At 71.5% G+C, this 17,109-nt stretch carries 17 protein-coding genes; 6 read left to right on the top strand and 11 right to left on the bottom strand.

What is annotated here, in order from left to right:
- Window positions 1–112: 112 nt before the first annotated feature.
- A complete protein-coding gene (locus IE136_RS17675; RefSeq protein ID WP_373309083.1) occupies window positions 113–1,339 on the top strand; it encodes a LolA family protein in 1,227 nt (408 codons plus the stop codon).
- A gap of 90 nt (window positions 1,340–1,429) precedes the next feature.
- On the opposite strand, the gene IE136_RS17680 is transcribed toward IE136_RS17675, so the two are convergent.
- Window positions 1,430–2,746: a M28 family peptidase gene (locus IE136_RS17680; RefSeq protein ID WP_158989231.1), complete on the bottom strand. Its 1,317-nt coding sequence runs from the start codon at window positions 2,744–2,746 to the stop codon at window positions 1,430–1,432.
- 182 nt (window positions 2,747–2,928) lie between these two features.
- Complete coding sequence (locus IE136_RS17685) at window positions 2,929–3,831, bottom strand: arginase family protein (RefSeq protein WP_229818932.1); 903 nt, start codon at window positions 3,829–3,831, stop codon at window positions 2,929–2,931.
- A gap of 177 nt (window positions 3,832–4,008) precedes the next feature.
- On the opposite strand from IE136_RS17685, the gene IE136_RS17690 reads away from it, so the two are divergent.
- A complete protein-coding gene (locus IE136_RS17690) occupies window positions 4,009–4,506 on the top strand; it encodes a DUF1203 domain-containing protein (protein ID WP_158989233.1) in 498 nt (165 codons plus the stop codon).
- Between the two features lie 37 nt (window positions 4,507–4,543).
- Here IE136_RS17690 and IE136_RS17695 read toward each other — a convergent pair whose 3' ends face one another.
- The gene (locus IE136_RS17695) at window positions 4,544–4,996 is read right to left on the bottom strand and encodes a VOC family protein (protein ID WP_158989235.1); all 453 of its coding nucleotides are present in this window, start codon (window positions 4,994–4,996) and stop codon (window positions 4,544–4,546) included.
- A 21-nt stretch (window positions 4,997–5,017) separates the two neighbouring features.
- Between IE136_RS17695 and IE136_RS17700 the strand changes: the two genes are divergently transcribed.
- Entirely contained in the window at window positions 5,018–5,617 is a 600-nt protein-coding gene (locus IE136_RS17700) for a CGNR zinc finger domain-containing protein (protein WP_229818933.1), read from the top strand.
- Window positions 5,618–5,655: 38 nt separating this feature from the next.
- Here IE136_RS17700 and IE136_RS17705 read toward each other — a convergent pair whose 3' ends face one another.
- Window positions 5,656–6,129, bottom strand: a complete 474-nt coding sequence (locus IE136_RS17705) for a winged helix-turn-helix transcriptional regulator (protein ID WP_189600832.1) — start codon at window positions 6,127–6,129, stop codon at window positions 5,656–5,658.
- A 95-nt stretch (window positions 6,130–6,224) separates the two neighbouring features.
- On the opposite strand from IE136_RS17705, the gene IE136_RS17710 reads away from it, so the two are divergent.
- Together IE136_RS17710 and IE136_RS17715 are read left to right on the top strand one after the other, a co-directional pair.
- Window positions 6,225–7,655 (top strand): MFS transporter, encoded by a 1,431-nt coding sequence (locus IE136_RS17710; protein ID WP_229818934.1) that lies wholly within the window; start codon window positions 6,225–6,227, stop codon window positions 7,653–7,655.
- A 26-nt stretch (window positions 7,656–7,681) separates the two neighbouring features.
- Window positions 7,682–8,038: a DUF6401 family natural product biosynthesis protein gene (locus tag IE136_RS17715; RefSeq protein ID WP_158989241.1), complete on the top strand. Its 357-nt coding sequence runs from the start codon at window positions 7,682–7,684 to the stop codon at window positions 8,036–8,038.
- 57 nt (window positions 8,039–8,095) lie between these two features.
- Here IE136_RS17715 and IE136_RS17720 read toward each other — a convergent pair whose 3' ends face one another.
- From IE136_RS17720 to IE136_RS17730, 3 genes are all read right to left on the bottom strand, one after another.
- Window positions 8,096–8,968, bottom strand: coding sequence for a mechanosensitive ion channel family protein (locus IE136_RS17720; RefSeq protein WP_189600834.1), 873 nt, complete (start codon window positions 8,966–8,968; stop codon window positions 8,096–8,098).
- Window positions 8,969–9,057: 89 nt separating this feature from the next.
- Window positions 9,058–10,119, bottom strand: a complete 1,062-nt coding sequence (gene rarD / locus IE136_RS17725; RefSeq protein ID WP_229818935.1) for an EamA family transporter RarD — start codon at window positions 10,117–10,119, stop codon at window positions 9,058–9,060.
- 91 nt (window positions 10,120–10,210) lie between these two features.
- Window positions 10,211–11,083 carry an NAD(P)H-binding protein gene (locus IE136_RS17730; RefSeq protein WP_158989245.1) on the bottom strand — a complete coding sequence of 291 codons (873 nt, stop codon included), beginning with the start codon at window positions 11,081–11,083 and terminating at the stop codon, window positions 10,211–10,213.
- A gap of 97 nt (window positions 11,084–11,180) precedes the next feature.
- Here IE136_RS17730 and IE136_RS17735 point away from each other — a divergent pair, with 97 nt between their 5' ends.
- The gene (locus IE136_RS17735; protein WP_189600835.1) at window positions 11,181–11,600 is read left to right on the top strand and encodes a winged helix-turn-helix transcriptional regulator; all 420 of its coding nucleotides are present in this window, start codon (window positions 11,181–11,183) and stop codon (window positions 11,598–11,600) included.
- A 64-nt stretch (window positions 11,601–11,664) separates the two neighbouring features.
- On the opposite strand, the gene IE136_RS17740 is transcribed toward IE136_RS17735, so the two are convergent.
- The 4 genes from IE136_RS17740 to IE136_RS17755 all read right to left on the bottom strand — a co-directional run bounded on the left by IE136_RS17740 (window position 11,665) and on the right by IE136_RS17755 (window position 16,940).
- Window positions 11,665–12,717, bottom strand: a complete 1,053-nt coding sequence (locus tag IE136_RS17740; RefSeq protein WP_189600836.1) for a 2-oxoacid:ferredoxin oxidoreductase subunit beta — start codon at window positions 12,715–12,717, stop codon at window positions 11,665–11,667.
- Window positions 12,710–14,647, bottom strand: coding sequence for a 2-oxoacid:acceptor oxidoreductase subunit alpha (locus tag IE136_RS17745; protein WP_189600837.1), 1,938 nt, complete (start codon window positions 14,645–14,647; stop codon window positions 12,710–12,712). The genes IE136_RS17740 and IE136_RS17745 overlap by 8 nt, the downstream gene beginning before the upstream one ends.
- 254 nt (window positions 14,648–14,901) lie before the next feature.
- On the bottom strand, window positions 14,902–15,597 hold the full coding sequence (locus IE136_RS17750; RefSeq protein WP_158989251.1) for a response regulator transcription factor: 696 nt from the start codon (window positions 15,595–15,597) through the stop codon (window positions 14,902–14,904).
- Window positions 15,598–15,659: 62 nt separating this feature from the next.
- A complete protein-coding gene (locus IE136_RS17755) occupies window positions 15,660–16,940 on the bottom strand; it encodes a sensor histidine kinase (RefSeq protein ID WP_189600838.1) in 1,281 nt (426 codons plus the stop codon).
- Between the last annotated feature and the right edge of the window lie 169 nt (window positions 16,941–17,109).

Below are 17,109 nucleotides of genomic sequence, written 5' to 3' on the forward strand. Positions count from 1 at the left end.
GTCTCAGGGTTCCGTCATCCCGTAGCAGTACACGAGGTTGAGCCCGGAGTCTGACGATTCCGTACCGCCGATTTGGTCAGATGGAGTCATCGACCACGGAGGTAGGACAACCATGGCACCGAACGACAGCACGGACGGTATCGGCGGCGCGGACGGCATGAGCGGCGCGGGCGCCACGCAGACGGCGACCCGGCGCAGGGCGAGCCGCTACGTCGTCCCGGTCGCGGTGGCCGGCGTGGCCGCCGCTACGATCGGGCTCGTCCCGGCCCTCGCGGCGTCCGGCGACCCGGAGCTGCCGAAGATCACGGCCCAGGAGCTCATCGAGAAGATCGCCGCCTCGGACACCCAGACGCTCTCCGGCACGATCAAGGTGAGCACCGACCTGGGGCTGCCGTCCTTCGCGGGGCTGCTCGACGGAGCCCTGGCAGGCGCCGGAGGCGGCGGTGCGTCGTCCGCCGACCCGCAGGACAAGCTGACCCAGCTCGCCTCGGGCACGCACACGCTGCGCGTGGCCGCCGACGGCCCGGACCGGCAGAAGCTGACGATCCTGGACGGCTCGGACGAGTACAGCCTGATCCACAACGGCGACGACGTGTGGGCGTACGACAGCAAGTCGAACGAGGCGTTCCACGAGAAGACCGAGGGCGCGAAGGGCGAGGCGCCCGAGAAGGAGCTCCCCGGCACCCCGAAGGAGCTGGCGGACCGGATCCTCGAGGCGGCGGGCGACACGACGTCGATCACCGTGGGCGGGACGGCGAAGGTCGCCGGCCGGGACGCGTACCAGCTGGTGATCAAGCCGAAGCAGAGCGGCTCGACGGTCGAGTCCGTGAAGGTCGCGGTGGACGCCCGGAACGGCACACCGCTGAAGTTCACGCTCACCTCGGTCGAGGGCGGCAAGCCGGTCGTCGACGCGGGCTTCACGAAGATCGACTTCGGCCGGCCGGCGGCGTCGACGTTCGACTTCAAGGCGCCGAAGGGCGCGAAGGTGACCGAGGGCGACGCCGCCGAGCGCGAGAAGGCGGGCGAGGAGGAGCTCAAGGGCCTCGAGAAGGGGTTCGAGGAGTTCACCGGTTCCAAGGGTGGCCTCAACGTCATCGGCGAGGGCTGGACGTCGATCGCGAAGCTGGAGACCGGTTCCCCGGCGCCGAAGACCGACGAGGCCCCGGCGGAGGTCAAGGGCTTCCTCGACGCGCTCGGGGACAGGGTCAGCGGGAAGTTCGGCTCGGGCACGGTCTTCAAGACCAAGCTCGTCAACGCCCTGATGACGGACGACGGCAAGGTCTACGTCGGCGCGGTCACCAAGGACGCGCTGGTGGACGCGGCGAACGCCGGCAAGTAGACGGTTTCCGTACGGGAGTGGGTGCCCGGGTGGGTCGGGGCTGATGTCACCGACCCACCCGGGAGCTCTTTTTTTTCGCGTTCTACGGGATCAGAACGTGAGCTTGAAGCTGTTGATGTAGCCGGTGTCCTGCGCGGCCTTGTCCTGGGCCCGCAGCTTCCAGGCGCCGTTGGCGACCTCGCTGGAGGCGTTGACCGTGTAGGTGGTCTGGACGTTGTCCGCCGAGTCGGAGGACGAGAACGGCTTCAGGTTGTAGACCGAGCCGTCCGGCGCCACCAGGTCGACGACCACGTCACCGCGCCAGGTGTGGACGATGTCGACCCCCACCTTGAGGGTGGCGGGCGCGTTGCCGGTGACACCGGTGACGTCGACCGTGGAGGTCACCGCGGCGCCGTTGTCCGGGATCGCCACGTCGGCGGTGTTCTCGAAGACCTTGCCGGGCGGCGTGGTCGTACCGGCCGACAGGCTCCAGATCGCGTGGGCGACGGCGTCGCTGTTGCGGTCCAGGGCGGTGTCGTTGATGTTCGCGGTCGTGTCGCAGGAGGAGTGGTAGCAGCGGTCGAAGGCCGTGGCCGTGCCGCCCCACTTCTGGACCTGCGCACTGGTCTTCACCCGGCTGGCGCCGGTGAACAGACCGCCCACGGGTATGCCGACGTTCTTGAACGAGGCGTGGTCGGAACGGCCGTCGCCCTCCGTCTCGATCTCGGTGGGCACGCCGATGCCGGCGAAGTAGCTCTTGAAGGTCTGCTCGATCGTGGGGTCGTCGTCGTAGACGAAGTAGCCGGGGTTCGGCGACCCGATCATGTCGAAGTTGAGGTAGCCGGAGAACTTCGCCCGCTCCGTGCTGGGCAGCTGGCCGACGTAGTACTTCGACCCGACGAGCCCGAGCTCCTCGGCGCCCCACCAGCCGAAGCGCAGGTGCTTGGCGGGCTGAAGGCCGGCCCGGGAGACGGCGAGCGCGGTCTCCAGGACGGCCGCGGAACCGGAGCCGTTGTCGTTGATGCCGGCGCCGGAGGACACGGAGTCGAGGTGGGCGCCGGCCATGAGGACCTGGTTCGGGTCGCCGCCGGGCCAGTCGGCTATCAGGTTGTAGCCGGTGGTGCCGTTGTACGTGAACTGCTGGACGGTGGTGGTGAATCCGGCCGCGTCCAGCTTGGCCTTCACGAAGTCGATGGACGCCTTGTAGCCGGCACGGCCGTGGGCCCGGTTGCCGCCGTTGGCGTTGGCGATCGACTGAAGGTCCGTCAAGTGCTGCTTGACGTTGGCGAGCGGGATGTCGGGCGCGGCTGCGGCTGCTGCCGGGGCCGCTTGGGGCTGCGCGGTGGCGGCGGGCGCGACACCGGCCAGGAGGCCGGCGAGGGCGAGACCGGCGACCGCGGTGGCGCGTCTGGGTACGGAGAGGTTCATGTGGGGGCTCCGAATTCCGAACTGGGGATGGGACGGAACGTGCGAGACGCCCCGGGGCGTGGGTTGCCACGAGGCGCTGGAGCTGTGCGTGGTGCGCTTGTGCGACGTACGGTTGCGCGTGCTGAATGTTCAGCGAGAGTTTGATACCCCGTCAAGAGCGGAAACCGGTCAGAGGCGTTCGCTCAGCGGACGCCGAGGCGGGCCGACCAGCCTCGGCCCAGGCACTCGACCAGGCGGACGGCCCTCGTCCCGTCGGCGTCGAGGCGAGGGTTGAAGATGGTGACCGTCAGCCCCACGGCGTGTTCGCCGGCGAGGGCCGTGGCGAGTACGGTCTCCAGTTCCTCCCAGCTCAGACCGCCGGGGAGGCGGTAGTCGACGGCCGGCATGAGGGCGTCGTCCAGCACGTCGACGTCGAGATGGACCCAGAATCCGGCTCTGCCGCCGGTGGTGAGATGTCCGACCGCCCGGCGCGCCGCCGCCCCGGCACCGACCGCGCGCACCTCGTCGAGACCGATCGCGCGCAGCCGGGTCGGCAGGGGCTGCATCCCGGCCTCGTCCGACTCGGCGCTGTCGCGGAAGCCGAAGGCGACGACGTCCTCGTCGCGCAGCAGGGGGCCGCGGCCTTCGAGGTCGGCGAGGAGCCGCGGGCCGCGGCCGGTGGCCAGGGCGAGCTCCATCGAGGCCGCCTCGCCGGTGGGCTCGGCAGACGGCTGGTAGAAGTCGGTGTGGCCGTCGAGGAACAACAGGCCGTGCCGTCCGCGGCGGCGCAGGGCGAGGAGGGCGCCGAGCAGGACGCTGCAGTCACCGCCCAGGACGACGGGGAAGCGCCCTCGGCCGAGGACGCCGTCCACGGCGTCGGCCAGATCGGCGGAGTACCGCGCGATGCCCTCCGGATTGAGGATCCCGGTCTCCTCGTCGCGCCGGGGGTCGTAGGCGGGCGCCTCGACCCTGCCGGCCCCCACCGCCCCGAGACGCTCCCGCAGGCCGGCGCCGAGCAGGGCCGCCGGCAAGTCCTGCACCCCGGACGGCCGCAGCCCGAGCACGGACGGCGCCTCGACGATCTCCGCCTCCCGCACGACGACCACCACCTCCTGCCGGGGTTTCCGGGCCCCCGCAGGCGGACGATACGCGGGACGTGACGGGCCGCTCCGAGTGCCGCGCCCGGGGCGCACGGATCGGAAGTCACCGGCCGGACGTCGTGGGGCGAACGCCACGTCCGAATGCCGCCGGTGGCGAGGTCGCGCGCGCGTGAGCCTGGGTTCATGACCACGTACACCGCACGCGCCGTCGACCCCGCCGCCCTCGCCGAACTCCGCCTCCGCGACGACGCGGGCCGCCCCTGCGTCCCGTACACCGACGAGGAGGGCGGGGCTCCGCTCCGCTGCTGCCTGCGAGCCTCCCGCCCCGGCGAGCGGATCGCCCTCGTGTCGTACGCCCCGCTGCGCCGCTGGGCGGCCGTGACCGGCGCAGAGCCGGGCGCGTACGACGAACAGGGCCCGGTCTTCATCCACGCCGAGACGTGCGAGGGCCCCGGAACCCGGGAGGCGTACCCGTTCGCGCGCCCCGGAGCCCTGCGCGTCCTGCGCCGCTACAGCACCGACGGCCACATCCTCGGCGGCCACCTCCTGCAGATCCCGGACCCGGCCACCGAGGGCTTCGACACGGCGCTCGCCGAGGCCTTCGCCGATCCCGAGGTCGCCCTGGTCCACGTCAGAGCGGTCGAGCACGGCTGCTTCCACTACGAGGTGCGCAGGGCCTGAGCCCCGCACCACGCCCTCGGCCGCGGCTCGACGCAGCTCACTGCACGCAGAACTCGTTGCCCTCCGGGTCCGTCATGACCACCCACTCGCCCCCCTGTTCCGCGACCCGGCGCAGCAACGAGGCTCCCAGGGCCTCCAGGCGTGCCACCTCCGTGTCCCGGGTGCCGGGGGCGGCGTGGACGTCGATGTGGAGGCGGTTCTTCACGGTCTTCCTCTCCGGGACGCGCTGGAAGAGGAGGCGGCGGCCGAGGCCCATGCCGCTCTTTTCCTCGAAGGGGTCGTCCGGATGGCGGACGGCGGCCAGATCGCGCCAGGCGAGCCGGTCGGCGACCGTGAGGGTCGCCTCGGGCGGGGCGGCGCCAAGGCCGAGGAGGTGCTCGACGAGTGCGCTGTGGTCCTCCTCCACATAGCCGAGGGCCCGCGCCCAGAAGGCCGCCTGGGCGTGCGGGTCGGCGGAGTCGATCACGAGCTTCCAATGGAGCGCTGTCATGTAACCACTTATAGTGGTTGCATGATGCGGGCCACAACGGCGATGACGCTGAATCACCCTGACGGCCAGTCGTTCCGCTTCGACGCCGGCGCCCTCTGCCTCGAACTGCTGGTCACCGGCGGCCCCGGGCCGGTGGCCGCCCGCTTCGAAGTCCTCGACCGCGCCGAGGGGCTGCTGGAGTGGGTCCGGCAGTGCCGGCTCGCGCCCGGGCTCGATCCGACGGTCACGCCGGCCGAACTCGCGCGCGTACGGGAGATACGGGACGCGCTGTGGCGGCTCGCCCGGGCCCGCGCCTACGGGCAGCCCCTCGCGCCGGAAGACATCGGGTCCGTCAACGAGGCCGCCGCCCACCCCCCGCTCGTGGCGCGGATCACCGCGGACGGCGAGCGGACCTGGGCACCGGGCGCGACCGCCGCCGCCTTGCTCTCGACCGTCGCCCGCGACGCGATCGAACTCCTCACCGGCGCCGACGCCGACCGGATCCGCGAATGCGGCTCCGCCACCTGCTCCCTGCTGTTCGTCGACACCTCGCGCCCCGGCCGCCGCCGCTGGTGCTCCATGGAGCGGTGCGGCAACCGCCACAAGGTCCGCGCCCACCGGGCCCGTACGCACCAGGAGTGAAGCGACGTGGCGGCGGGGCGACGTGGCGACGTGGTGGGTCAGACGGAAACCGCCGCTGCCTCCGACTCCGCACGCTCCCGGGCGTCGTACTCCTCCCGCGCCGCCGCGATCTCGTTCTGGTGCTGCTCCGTCCACGTCACCAGCGAGCGGATCGTCGTGTGCAACGTCCCGCCCAGCGGCGTCAGTTCGTAATCCACCCGGGGCGGCACCACCGGATGCACCGTCCGCTTCACCAGGCCGTCCCGCTCCAGCTGCCGCAGCGTCACCGTCAGCATCCGCTGACTGATGCCGTCGATCTCCCGCCGCAGCTCCGTGAAGCGCAGCTTGCGCCGGTCGAGCAGGGCGATGACCAGCAACGACCACTTGTCTGCGACTCGGTCGAGGATCTGCCGTACCTCACAGTCCTCCCGCGTGTCCCACTGGAACGGGTCCGTGTCCCCGCCGTCCTCAACGTGCCCGGTTCCATAGGTCACTTCGCAGTGACTCGGTGACTTCGAAGTGCCTTCTTCCATGGCACCTGATGCTGCCGCAGGATGCAGGTGGTTACAAGAGGGAACCGACCCTCTGGCCGATAACCACCCTGCCCCTTCCTGCCCTGGAGACAGCCGTGTCCGTACGCGCCTGGAGTCTGCTCCTCGTCCTCTGCGGGACGATCTTCCTCGAAGGCGTCGACGTCGCCATGCTCGCCGTCGCCGTGCCCTCCATCAGATCCGACCTGGACCTGTCCACCGGCGCCGCGGCCTGGGTGATGTCCGCGTACGTCCTCGGCTACGCCGGCTTCACCCTCCTCGGCGGTCGCGCCGCCGACCTCCTCGGCCGCCGCCGGATGTTCCTCGGCTGGCTCACCGTCTTCCTCGTCTTCTCGGGCCTCGGCGGCTTCGCGAACGAGGGCTGGACGCTGATCCTGGCCCGCTTCATGACCGGTGTCGCCGCCGCCTTCATGACCCCGGCCGCGATGTCGATCATCACCACGTCCTACGCCGAGGGCCCGCAGCGCAACCAGGCCCTGCTGGTCTTCGCCGGCACGGCGGCGGGCGGCTTCTCCCTCGGGCTCGTCATCGGCGGGCTGCTCACCCAACTCGGCTGGCGCTGGGTCTTCTTCGCTCCGGTCCTGCTCGCCGCGGCGATCCTCCTCGCCGCGCTCCGGCTGATCCCGAAGGAGGCGCGGCCCGCGCGGACGCCCGGCGGGTTCGACCTGGGCGGCGCGCTGACGGCCGCCGGCGCGATGCTGCTCCTCGCGTTCGCGATCGTCCGGCTCGAGCACGGGCTCGACGGCTGGGCGGTGACCGTGCTGGCCCTCGTCGCCGGCCTCGTCCTCACCGGCGTCTTCGTCGCCGTCGAACGCCGGACCGCCACCCCGCTCGTACGGCTCGGGCTGCTCCGCAAGGCGTCGACGGTCCGCGCCGGCCTGGGGGCGCTGCTGTTCGTCGGCTCGTTCTTCGGGTTCCAGTTCGTGGCCACGCTCTACCTCCAGGAGCTGCGCGGCTGGTCCTCGCTGGAGACGGCGCTGGCCCTGGTCGTCATGGGCGTCGACGCGGTGCTCGCCCCGACGCTGACGCCGAGGCTCGTGGCGCGCTTCGGCAACGGCCGGGTGATCCTCGGCGGGTTCGTGCTCGCGGTCGTCTCGTACGCGCTGTTCCTGCCGGTCGGCCCGGACTGGTCGTACGCGGCGATGTTCCCGACCCTGCTGCTGACCGGTCTCGCCTTCGCCCTGGCGTACGGACCGCTGACGATCGCCGCCACCGACGGTGTCGCGGAGGAGGAGCAGGGGCTCGCCAGCGGGCTGCTCACCACGGCCACCCAGTTCGGCTCGGCGGTCGGCATCTCGGCGGTGACGGCGGTGTACGGGATCTCCGGCGGCGGTCTCGGCGGGTTCCGCGCTGCGCTGGTCGTACCGGTGGTGATGGTGGCGCTCGGCGCGCTGGTCACCGCGACCGGGCTGCGGCGGTCGAAGCGGTCCCGAGTCGAGGTCGCCGGGGCCGGGTCCGGGGCCGGGATCCGGGGTGACGCGGCTGCGAGCAAGGTCACGGTCTCGTAGGCGAGAAGCGCCCGTAGTGTGGAGGAATGAACGATTCGCCCGGCTGCCCGCTGGTGGGCGTCGCCGCCACGTACATGCCCCGGCTCTCGGAGTTCTCCTTCGAGCCGGGGCTTGTGGCTGCCGTGGACCAGCACGCCGCGGCGGTCCGCGACGCCCTGATCCCCGCCCAGCGGGGGCCGGAGCGCTGGGCGGCGCACCGGGCCGAGACCTGGGCCGAGCGGCGGGCCGTGCGGCGCGAGGACCTCTCCGACTACGTCCTCGGCTTCACCGACTGGCTCGCCGAGGCAGACTGGACCGAACCGGTCGGGTACGACTTCGCGACCCTGCGGCTCACGGCCGTGTGCTGGCTGATCCGGGAGCACGACCTGCTCGGCGGTGCCTGAGCCGGGACGTCCGTCCCGTCACGTCAGGACGTCGCACCGGGGTGTCGGACCGGGACGTCACATCGGGTCCATCGGGGGTTCGTCGCGGCCCGGGCCCATGTCGGGTCCTCGGTCCCTCCCCGACTCCCCGCGCCCGCGGCCCTCACCCGTGTCCCGTCCTCGGCCCTGGTCCATCCGCTCCTGCGGCGCCGGCATTCCGCGCTTCGCGTCCTCACGGCCGCGCTGGTACGCCGAGAGCTGCTCCTTCGCGTGACCCGTCTCCGTCTCGGCGGCCGCGAGCCAGCGCTCCCACCGTCCCCGCATCGGGGTGATCAGACCACCGCCGACGCCCACGATCATGATGCCCGCCATCGTGGCGAGGACCGCCACGAGCACCGGGCCGGTCACGGCGGTGGCGATGCCCGCCTGGCTCAGGGCCGCGATGACGCCGAGCGCGACGATGAAGGCCCAGGCCGCCGTCGCGACGACCCTGCCGTACGACATCTGACCCAGTGCGCCGGTGACGATGTCCCGGACCGCGCGGGCGATGGCCATGGCGACCACGACGATGACGCAGGCGACGATCGCCCTCGGCAGCCAGGCGACGATGCCGTTGATCATGACGCTCACCGGGTTGGGGCCGAAGACCCCGAAGGCCAGCTGGAGCGCCATCAGCAGGACCGCGTAGTAGAGGATCTTGCTGATGATGCCGGTGGCGTCGTACTTCGACCCGCGCAGAGTGTTCGAGACGCCGCTGCGTTCGGCCATTCCCTCGAAGCCGACCTTCCGCAGCAGCCGGTCGGCGACCTTGGCGATCATCTTCGCCACGAACCAGCCGATGAGCAGGATGACGAGAAAGCCGATGAACTTCGGTACGAACTCGGCGACGGCGGACCACGCGTCGGTGAATCCTCTGCCGAAGTCGACCGAGAGTGCGAGGGGCTGCGACATGACGCATTCACTCCGCTCGGGATGGGCCCGTACGGACTGGGGCCCGCGTATTCCCGACGTAACACCGGAGCGTGCGTGGCTGCCTGCGGTCAGCGCCCGGGCTGGGCCGATGGGGTGGAATGGGCTGTCGTGCCGGTCTCGTCGCCGGAGTGTCCGCGTGCGGTGAGCGGGAGGGCGGGCACCGGCGCACCCGCCGACGCACCCGTCTCACCCGCCGCTGTCCCGGCCGCCGACGCTTCCGCCGCGGCCGCCGCGATCGCCGCGCGGCTGCGGCGGGCCGTCCGCAGCGCGTCCCACGTCAGGATCGTCAGGGCCAGCCAGACCAGGGAGAAGCCCGCCCACCGCTCCGGCGGCATCGCCTCGTGGAAGTAGACGACGCCCAGGAGGAACTGGAAGACGGGCGCCAGGTACTGCAGCAGCCCCAGCGTGGACAGCGGGACCCGGATCGCCGCCGCCCCGAAGCAGACGAGCGGCGCGGCCGTCACGATGCCGGTCGCGGCGAGCAGGGCCGCGTGCCCGGCGCCTTCGGCGCCGAAGGTCGCCGAGCCCTCGGCCCCCAGCCACAGCAGATACGCGAGGGCCGGCAGGAACTGGACCGCGGTCTCGGCGGCCAGTGACTCCAGACCGCCGATGTTGACCTTCTTCTTCACCAGGCCGTAGACGGCGAAGGAGAACGCCAGCATCAGCGAGAGCCAGGGCGGCTGCCCGTACCCGATCGCGAGGACGAGCACGGCCGCGAAACCGATCCCGACCGCCGCCCACTGCGCGGGCCGCAACCGCTCCTTCAGGAGCAGGACGCCCATGGCGATGGTGACGAGGGGGTTGATGAAGTAGCCGAGCGAGGCCTCGACGACCTGGCCGGAGTTGACGGCCCAGATGTAGCCGCCCCAGTTGACGCTGATCACGGCCGCGGCCACGGCGATCAGGCCCAGCTTGCGCGGGCTGCGCAGCAGCTCCCGCATCCAGCCCCAGCGGCGCAGGACGAGCAGCGCGAGGCCGACGACGGCGAGCGACCACACCATGCGGTGGGCGAGGATCTCGATCGCGCCGGCGGGCTTGAGGAGGGGCCAGAAGAGCGGGACCAGTCCCCACATGCCGTAGGCGCCGATCCCGTGGAGGAGGCCTGCTCGTCCCTCGTCGCGTTCCTTCATCGAAACTCCCGCCCTGCGCCGCGCCGTCCCGTCGACGGTAGCGCCGCGCAGGGCGACCTGTCATGTCCGTACCGCAATACGGTCATGACTTTCAGGCGCGGGCGGCCCCGATCGCCTCGGCGATCGTGTCGGCGACCGGCGTGGTCGGGCGGCCGATCAGCCGGGAGAGGTCGCCGGTCCGCCGCGCGAGCGCCCCGCGCTCCACGGCCCGGTCCACGTCCACGAGGATCTCGGCGAAGGGTCGCGGCACGCCCGCGCCGGTGAGGATCGTCAGGTGGGTCTCGGCGGGCACGTGGGTGTACGCGATCTCCCGGCCGCTCCGGCGGGCGACCTCGGCCGCGTACTCGGCCAGCGACCAGGCGACGTCGCCGCTCAGCTCGTAGACCGCGTTCCGGTGCTCCTCGACGGGGCCGGTCAGGACGGCGGCGGCCGCGGCCGCGTAGTCGGCGCGGGTGGCGGAGGCGATCCGGCCTTCGCCGGCGTTGGCGACGACAGCGCCGTGCGCGAGGACGGGGGCGAGGTTGGCGGTGTAGTTCTCGGTGTACCAGCCGTTGCGCAGGAAGGTGTACGGCAGGCCCGAGTCGAGGATCAGCCGCTCGGTCTCCTTGTGCTCGGCGGCCAGGTCGAAGTGTGCCTCCGGGCCGCCGAGGACGCCGGTGTACGCGAGCTGGGCGACGCCCGCGGCCTTCGCGGCGTCGATCACGGCCGCGTGCTGCGGCACGCGACGCCCCACCTCGCTGCCGGAGATCAGCAGCAGCCGGTCGCCTGCCTCGAAGGCATCCGCGAGGGTCTCCGGCCGGTCGTAGTCGGCGATCCGCAGTTCGACACCGCGCTTCGCGAGGTCGGCGGCCTTCTCCTTGTCGCGGACGACGGCGGCGACGGACGCGGCGGGGACCTGGGTCAGCAGCTCGTCGATGACGAGACGGCCGAGCTGTCCGGTGGCTCCGGTGACGACGATGCTCATGGCGCTCTCTCTCCTGGAGGGGTCGTTCGGGATGCGCACTCACCGTACGACGGGCGCCAACTATTAGAAAGTACCCACTTTGAAGTAAGGTACTGGTATGAGAGTAAGTGATGGAGCAGGTGGCGGAGCGGATGGCGGCGGTGCCCGCCCGAAGCCCGACATCAAGGACCCGATGTGCCCCTCGCGGCTCGTCCTGGAGCACGTCACCAGCCGCTGGGGCGTCCTGATCCTGATCACCCTCCTGGAGCGCTCGCACCGCTTCAGCGAGCTGCGCCGGGAGATCGGCGGCGTCAGCGAGAAGATGCTCACCCAGACGCTCCAGACCCTGGAGCGCGACGGCTTCGTCCACCGCGACGCCAAGCCGGTCATCCCGCCGCGCGTCGACTACAGCCTCACCGAGCTGGGCACGGAGGCCGCCCGCCAGGTCTCGGAGCTGGGACGCTGGACGGAGCGGCGGGTCCCAGAGGTGGAGAAGGCGCGAAAGGCGTACGACGAGGCGCGCACCGCGCGCGACTGAGGGGCGCGGCCGTACCGGCCGCGCCCCTCACTTCCGTCCCGTCGTCGGTACTTCTCCGGCGTGGCTAACCCACGACCGTCCAGGTGTCGCCGCCCGCGAGGAGCTGCCCGAGGTCGCCCTTGCCGTGCTGCTCGATCGCCGTGTCCAGCTGGTCGGCCATCATCGTGTCGTACACCGGCCGTTCCACGGACCGGAACACCCCGATCGGCGTCTGGTGCAGCGTGTCCGGGTCCGCCAGGCGGGACAGCGCGAACGCGGTCGTCGGGGAGGCGGCGTGCGCGTCGTGGACGAGGACGGCGCTCTCGTTCTCGGGGGTGACCGTGACGACCCGCAGATCGCCGGTCGCCGGGTCCCGTACGACGCCCTTGGTCAGGTCGGTGCCGAAACGGATCGGCCGGCCGTGCTCCAGGCGGATCACGGCCTCCTGCGCCTGGTCCTTGTCCTTGAGGATCTCGAAGGCGCCGTCGTTGAAGATGTTGCAGTTCTGGTAGATCTCCACCAGCGCCGTGCCGGGGTGGTCGGCGGCCTGGCGCAGCACCTCGGTGAGGTGCTTGCGGTCGGAGTCCACCGTCCGCGCCACGAAGGACGCCTCCGCGCCGAGCGCGAGCGAGACCGGGTTGAAGGGCGCGTCGAGCGATCCCATCGGCGTCGACTTGGTGATCTTGCCGACCTCGCTGGTCGGGCTGTACTGGCCCTTGGTCAGCCCGTAGATCCGGTTGTTGAAGAGCAGGATCTTGAGGTTGACGTTGCGGCGCAGCGCGTGGATGAGGTGGTTGCCGCCGATCGAGAGCGCGTCGCCGTCACCCGTGACGACCCAGACGGACAGGTCGCGGCGCGAGGTGGCGAGGCCGGTCGCGATGGCGGGGGCCCGGCCGTGGATGGAGTGCATCCCGTACGTGTTCATGTAGTACGGGAAGCGGGAGGAGCAGCCGATGCCGGAGACGAAGACGATGTTCTCCTTCGCCAGACCCAGCTCGGGCATGAAGCCCTGCACGGCGGCGAGGACGGCGTAGTCACCGCAGCCGGGGCACCAGCGCACCTCCTGGTCGGACTTGAAGTCCTTCATCGACTGGGCGGCTTCGGCCTTGGGCACGAGGTTCAGGAGCGACTCAGACATCGATGGCCTCCTTGAGTGCCGCGGCGAGCTGCTCGGCCTTGAACGGCATGCCGTTGACCTGCGTGTACGACCGTGCGTCGACGAGGTAGCGGGCGCGCACGAGGGTGGCGAGCTGGCCCAGGTTCATCTCCGGGATCACGACCTTCTCGTACCGCTTCAGCACCTCCCCGAGGTTCCTCGGGAAGGGGTTGAGGTGGCGCAGGTGCGCCTGGGCGACCGGCTGACCCTCACGGCGCAGCCGGCGGACGGCCGCCGTGATCGGCCCGTAGGTCGAGCCCCAGCCGAGGACGAGCGTCCGCGCGCCGTCCGGATCGTCGGCCTCGACGTCCGGCACCTGGATGCCGTCGATCTTGGCCTGGCGGGTGCGGACCATGAAGTCGTGGTTGGCGGGGTCGTACGAGATGTTGCCCGTGCCGTCCTGCTTCTCGATACCGCCGATGCGGTGCTCGAGGCCCGGGGTGCCGGGCACGGCCCAGGGCCGGGCCAGGGTCAGCGGGTCGCGCTTGTACGGCCAGAAGACGTCCGTACCGTCCGCCGTCCGGTGGTTGGGGCCGGTGGCGAACGGGGTGGCGAGGTCCGGGAGCTCGTCGAGGTCCGGGATGCGCCAGGGCTCGGAGCCGTTGGCGAGGTAGCCGTCGGAGAGCAGGAAGACGGGGGTGCGGTAGGTCAGGGCGATCCGGGCCGCGTCGAGGGCCGCGTCGAAGCAGTCGGCGGGGGTCCTCGGCGCCACGACCGGGACGGGCGCCTCGCCGTTGCGGCCGTACATGGCCTGCAGCAGGTCGGCCTGCTCGGTCTTGGTCGGCAGACCGGTCGACGGGCCGCCGCGCTGGATGTCGACGATCAGCAGCGGCAGCTCCAGGGAGACCGCGAGGCCGATCGTCTCGGACTTCAGCGCCACGCCGGGGCCCGACGTGGTGGTGACGGCGAGCGAGCCGCCGAAGGCCGCGCCGAGCGCGGCACCGATCCCGGCGATCTCGTCCTCCGCCTGGAAGGTGCGGACGCCGAAGTTCTTGTGCCTGGACAGCTCGTGGAGGATGTCCGAGGCGGGGGTGATCGGGTACGAGCCCAGGTAGAGCGGGAGATCCGCCTGCCGGGCCGCGGCGATCAGCCCGTAGGAGAGCGCGAGGTTGCCGGAGATGTTCCGGTAGGTGCCCGGGGGGAAGGCCTTGGTCGCCGGGGCGACCTCATAGCTGACGGCGAAGTCCTCGGTCGTCTCGCCGAAGTTCCAGCCGGCCCGGAACGCGGCCACGTTCGCCTCGGCGATCTGCGGCTTCTTGGCGAACTTCCGCCGCAGGAAGGTCTCGGTCCCCTCGGTCGGCCGGTGGTACATCCAGGAGAGCAGGCCGAGGGCGAACATGTTCTTGCTGCGCTCGGCCTCCTTCCTCGGCAGGCCGAAGTCCTTCAGCGCCTCGACCGTCAGGGTCGTCAGCGGGACCGGATGCACCCGGTAGCCGGCCAGCGAGCCGTCCTCCAGGGGGGAGGTCTCGTAGCCGACCTTGGCCATGGCGCGCTTGGCGAACTCGTCCGTGTTGACGATGATCTCGCTGCCGCGCGGCACGTCGCCGATGTTGGCCTTGAGCGCGGCGGGGTTCATCGCGACCAGCACGTTCGGGGCGTCGCCGGGGGTCAGGATGTCGTGGTCGGCGAAGTGCAGCTGGAACGAGGAGACACCCGGCAGCGTGCCGGCGGGGGCCCGGATCTCGGCGGGGAAGTTCGGCAGCGTCGAGAGGTCGTTCCCGAAGGACGCCGTCTCGGAGGTGAACCGGTCACCCGTCAGCTGCATGCCGTCACCGGAGTCACCCGCGAACCGGATGATCACCCGATCGAGACGGCGGACTTCCTTCTCTTCGCCGTGGTGGGACCCTGCGGGGACGCTGCGCTGTTCCCCCACCAGGGCCTCACCGGCCTCGTTACTGACCTGGCTGGTCACTGAACTGGACCTCCCTCGCGGCAAGGGGTCTCCCCGCCGGAGGCGGAGAGGGCTCGGGAGACGGTCGGCGGACCGGCCGTCCTGAAGCCCACCCTACGACGGTGAGGGTCGCCTTCTCGGGACTTCTCGCATCCCGGACCTCGTTTTGAGATGCCCGTTTGCCGTGAATTGTCACGTTCCGTCACCCCTCGGACACTCCCGGAGGTGCCTCTCCGGGAGCTCCTGAGTGCCGTACCTGACAGCGTGTCAGCTCGTCAGGAATTCAGGTAGGTCAACACCGCGAGTACCCGACGGTGATCCCCGTCACTCGGTGACAGGCCGAGTTTCAGGAAGATGTTGCTGACGTGCTTCTCCACCGCGCCGTCGCTCACGACCAGCTGTTTCGCGACCGCCGAGTTCGTCCGGCCCTCCGCCATCAGGCCCAGGACCTCCCGTTCCCGGGGTGTCAGGTTCGCCAGCACGTCCTGCTTGCGGCTCCGGCCGAGGAGCTGCTGCACGACCTCCGGATCCAGCGCCGTGCCGCCGCGGGCCACCCGGACCACCGCGTCCACGAACTCCCGGACCTCGGCGACCCGGTCCTTCAGCAGATAGCCCACGCCCCGGCTGGAGCCGGCGAGCAGCTCGGTCGCGTACTGCTCCTCCACGTACTGCGAGAGGACGAGGACCCCGATCCCCGGGTACTCCTTGCGCAGCCGCACCGCCGCCCGTACGCCTTCGTCCGTATGGGTGGGCGGCATCCGCACATCCGCGACCACCACGTCCGGCAGCGCGTTCTCCCCGGCGAGACCGGCGACGGTCTTCACCAGCGCCTCCCCGTCCCCCACCCCGGCGACCACCTCGTGCCCCCGGTCGGTCAGCAACCGGGTCAGCCCCTCCCGAAGCAACACCGAGTCCTCGGCGATGACCACCCGTACCGCGTCCGCCACGTCTTCCCCCACGTCGATGTCCATGAGGCTCCAGCATGGCACCCGGCCCCGCGGGTGGTGGGCGACGCCTGCCCGGAACGGGGGCGTCATCGCCAGGGAAGCTCCGCGGTGACCGTCGTCGGGCCGCCCTCCGGGGAGTCGATCGCCAGGATGCCGTCGACCGCGTCCAGACGCTCAGTGAGCCCGGCGAGGCCGCTGCCCGCCGCCATGTCCGCCCCGCCCCGGCCGTCGTCCCTGACCTGCAGCATCAGCCGGTCACCCGTCCGCCACACCTCCACCCGGGCGCAGCGTGCCCCGGCGTGCTTGGAGACGTTCTGGAGCAGCTCGGAGACCGTGAAGTAGGCGATGCCCTCGATCGCCGGCGCGGGCCGGCCCGGGAGATCCACCTCCACCGACACCGGGACCGCGCAGCGGGAGGCGACCGCCGACAGCGCCGCGTCCAGGCCGCGGTCGGTCAGGACCGCCGGGTGGATGCCCCGCGCCAGGTCCCGCAGCTCCCGCAGCGCCGTCTTCACCTCGCCGTGCGCCTCCTCGACCATGAGGGCCGCCGCCTCCGGGTCCTCGGTCAGCTTCTCCTTCGCCAGCCCCAGATCCATGGCCAGGGCGACCAGCCGGGCCTGCGCCCCGTCGTGCAGATCGCGCTCGATGCGCCGCAGGTCGGCCGCGGCGGTGTCCACGACCACGCCCCGGTCCGACTCCAGCTCGGTGACGCGGGTCGCCAGCCGCGAGGGCCCCAGCAGCCCGCGGACCATCAGCCGGTCCACGGCGGTCAGCGACCGGATGATCCACGGCCCGGCGAGGACGAAGAGCAGGCCGACGCCGCTGGTGACGGCGATCTCGAAGGGCGAGTCCAGGTAGAAGTCGTGCGTCCCGTCGCCGTACAGCTGGATGCCGTCCTGTCCCGCGTACATGGGGAAGACCCACTGCCACAGCGGGTACGTGAAGAGGGCCCAGCCCCAGACCCAGAACGCCACCGACACGGAGAAGGCGAAGACCGCCCACGGCATGTGGAGGACCGCGTACAGCAGGTGACGCCAGGACGCCCCGCTCTTCAGCATCGCGCCCATCCACGACATCGCCCCGCCCGTACGCCCCCGCACCGGCGCCGGCGCGGAGACGTCGAGCCCGAGCCCGCGCGCCCGGGCCCGCTCCACCGCTCCGAAGCCGCGGCACATCGCCAGACCGCCGGCCAGGACCGGGATGCCCAGGAAGGTGATCAGCAGGCCGGCGCCGGCCGAGACCATGGCGATGGAGAGGGCGAAGTAGAGGCAGCTCAGCGGCAGTCCGAGCAGCAGATGGCCGAACTCGCGCCAGGTGCGGGCCTCGAACGGCGCGCGGATCGCGACGGGAAGGCGGTGGGTGGCCATCGCTGGTGTCCGTTTCTGATCGGAGGAACTTCGGAGGAACGCGGAGGACTCGGAGGAACGCCGAAGGAGACGAGGGACGGGGTGGTGCCTCAAGCCTTCCGCGCGGGCGCGCCGTGGGCCATGAGGGAGGTGGGCGTCTACGGCCGGGGGTTTTCCCTACCTGCGGGCT

Source organism: Streptomyces lateritius, assembly GCF_014649715.1.
Lineage (GTDB): Bacteria > Actinomycetota > Actinomycetes > Streptomycetales > Streptomycetaceae > Streptomyces > Streptomyces lateritius.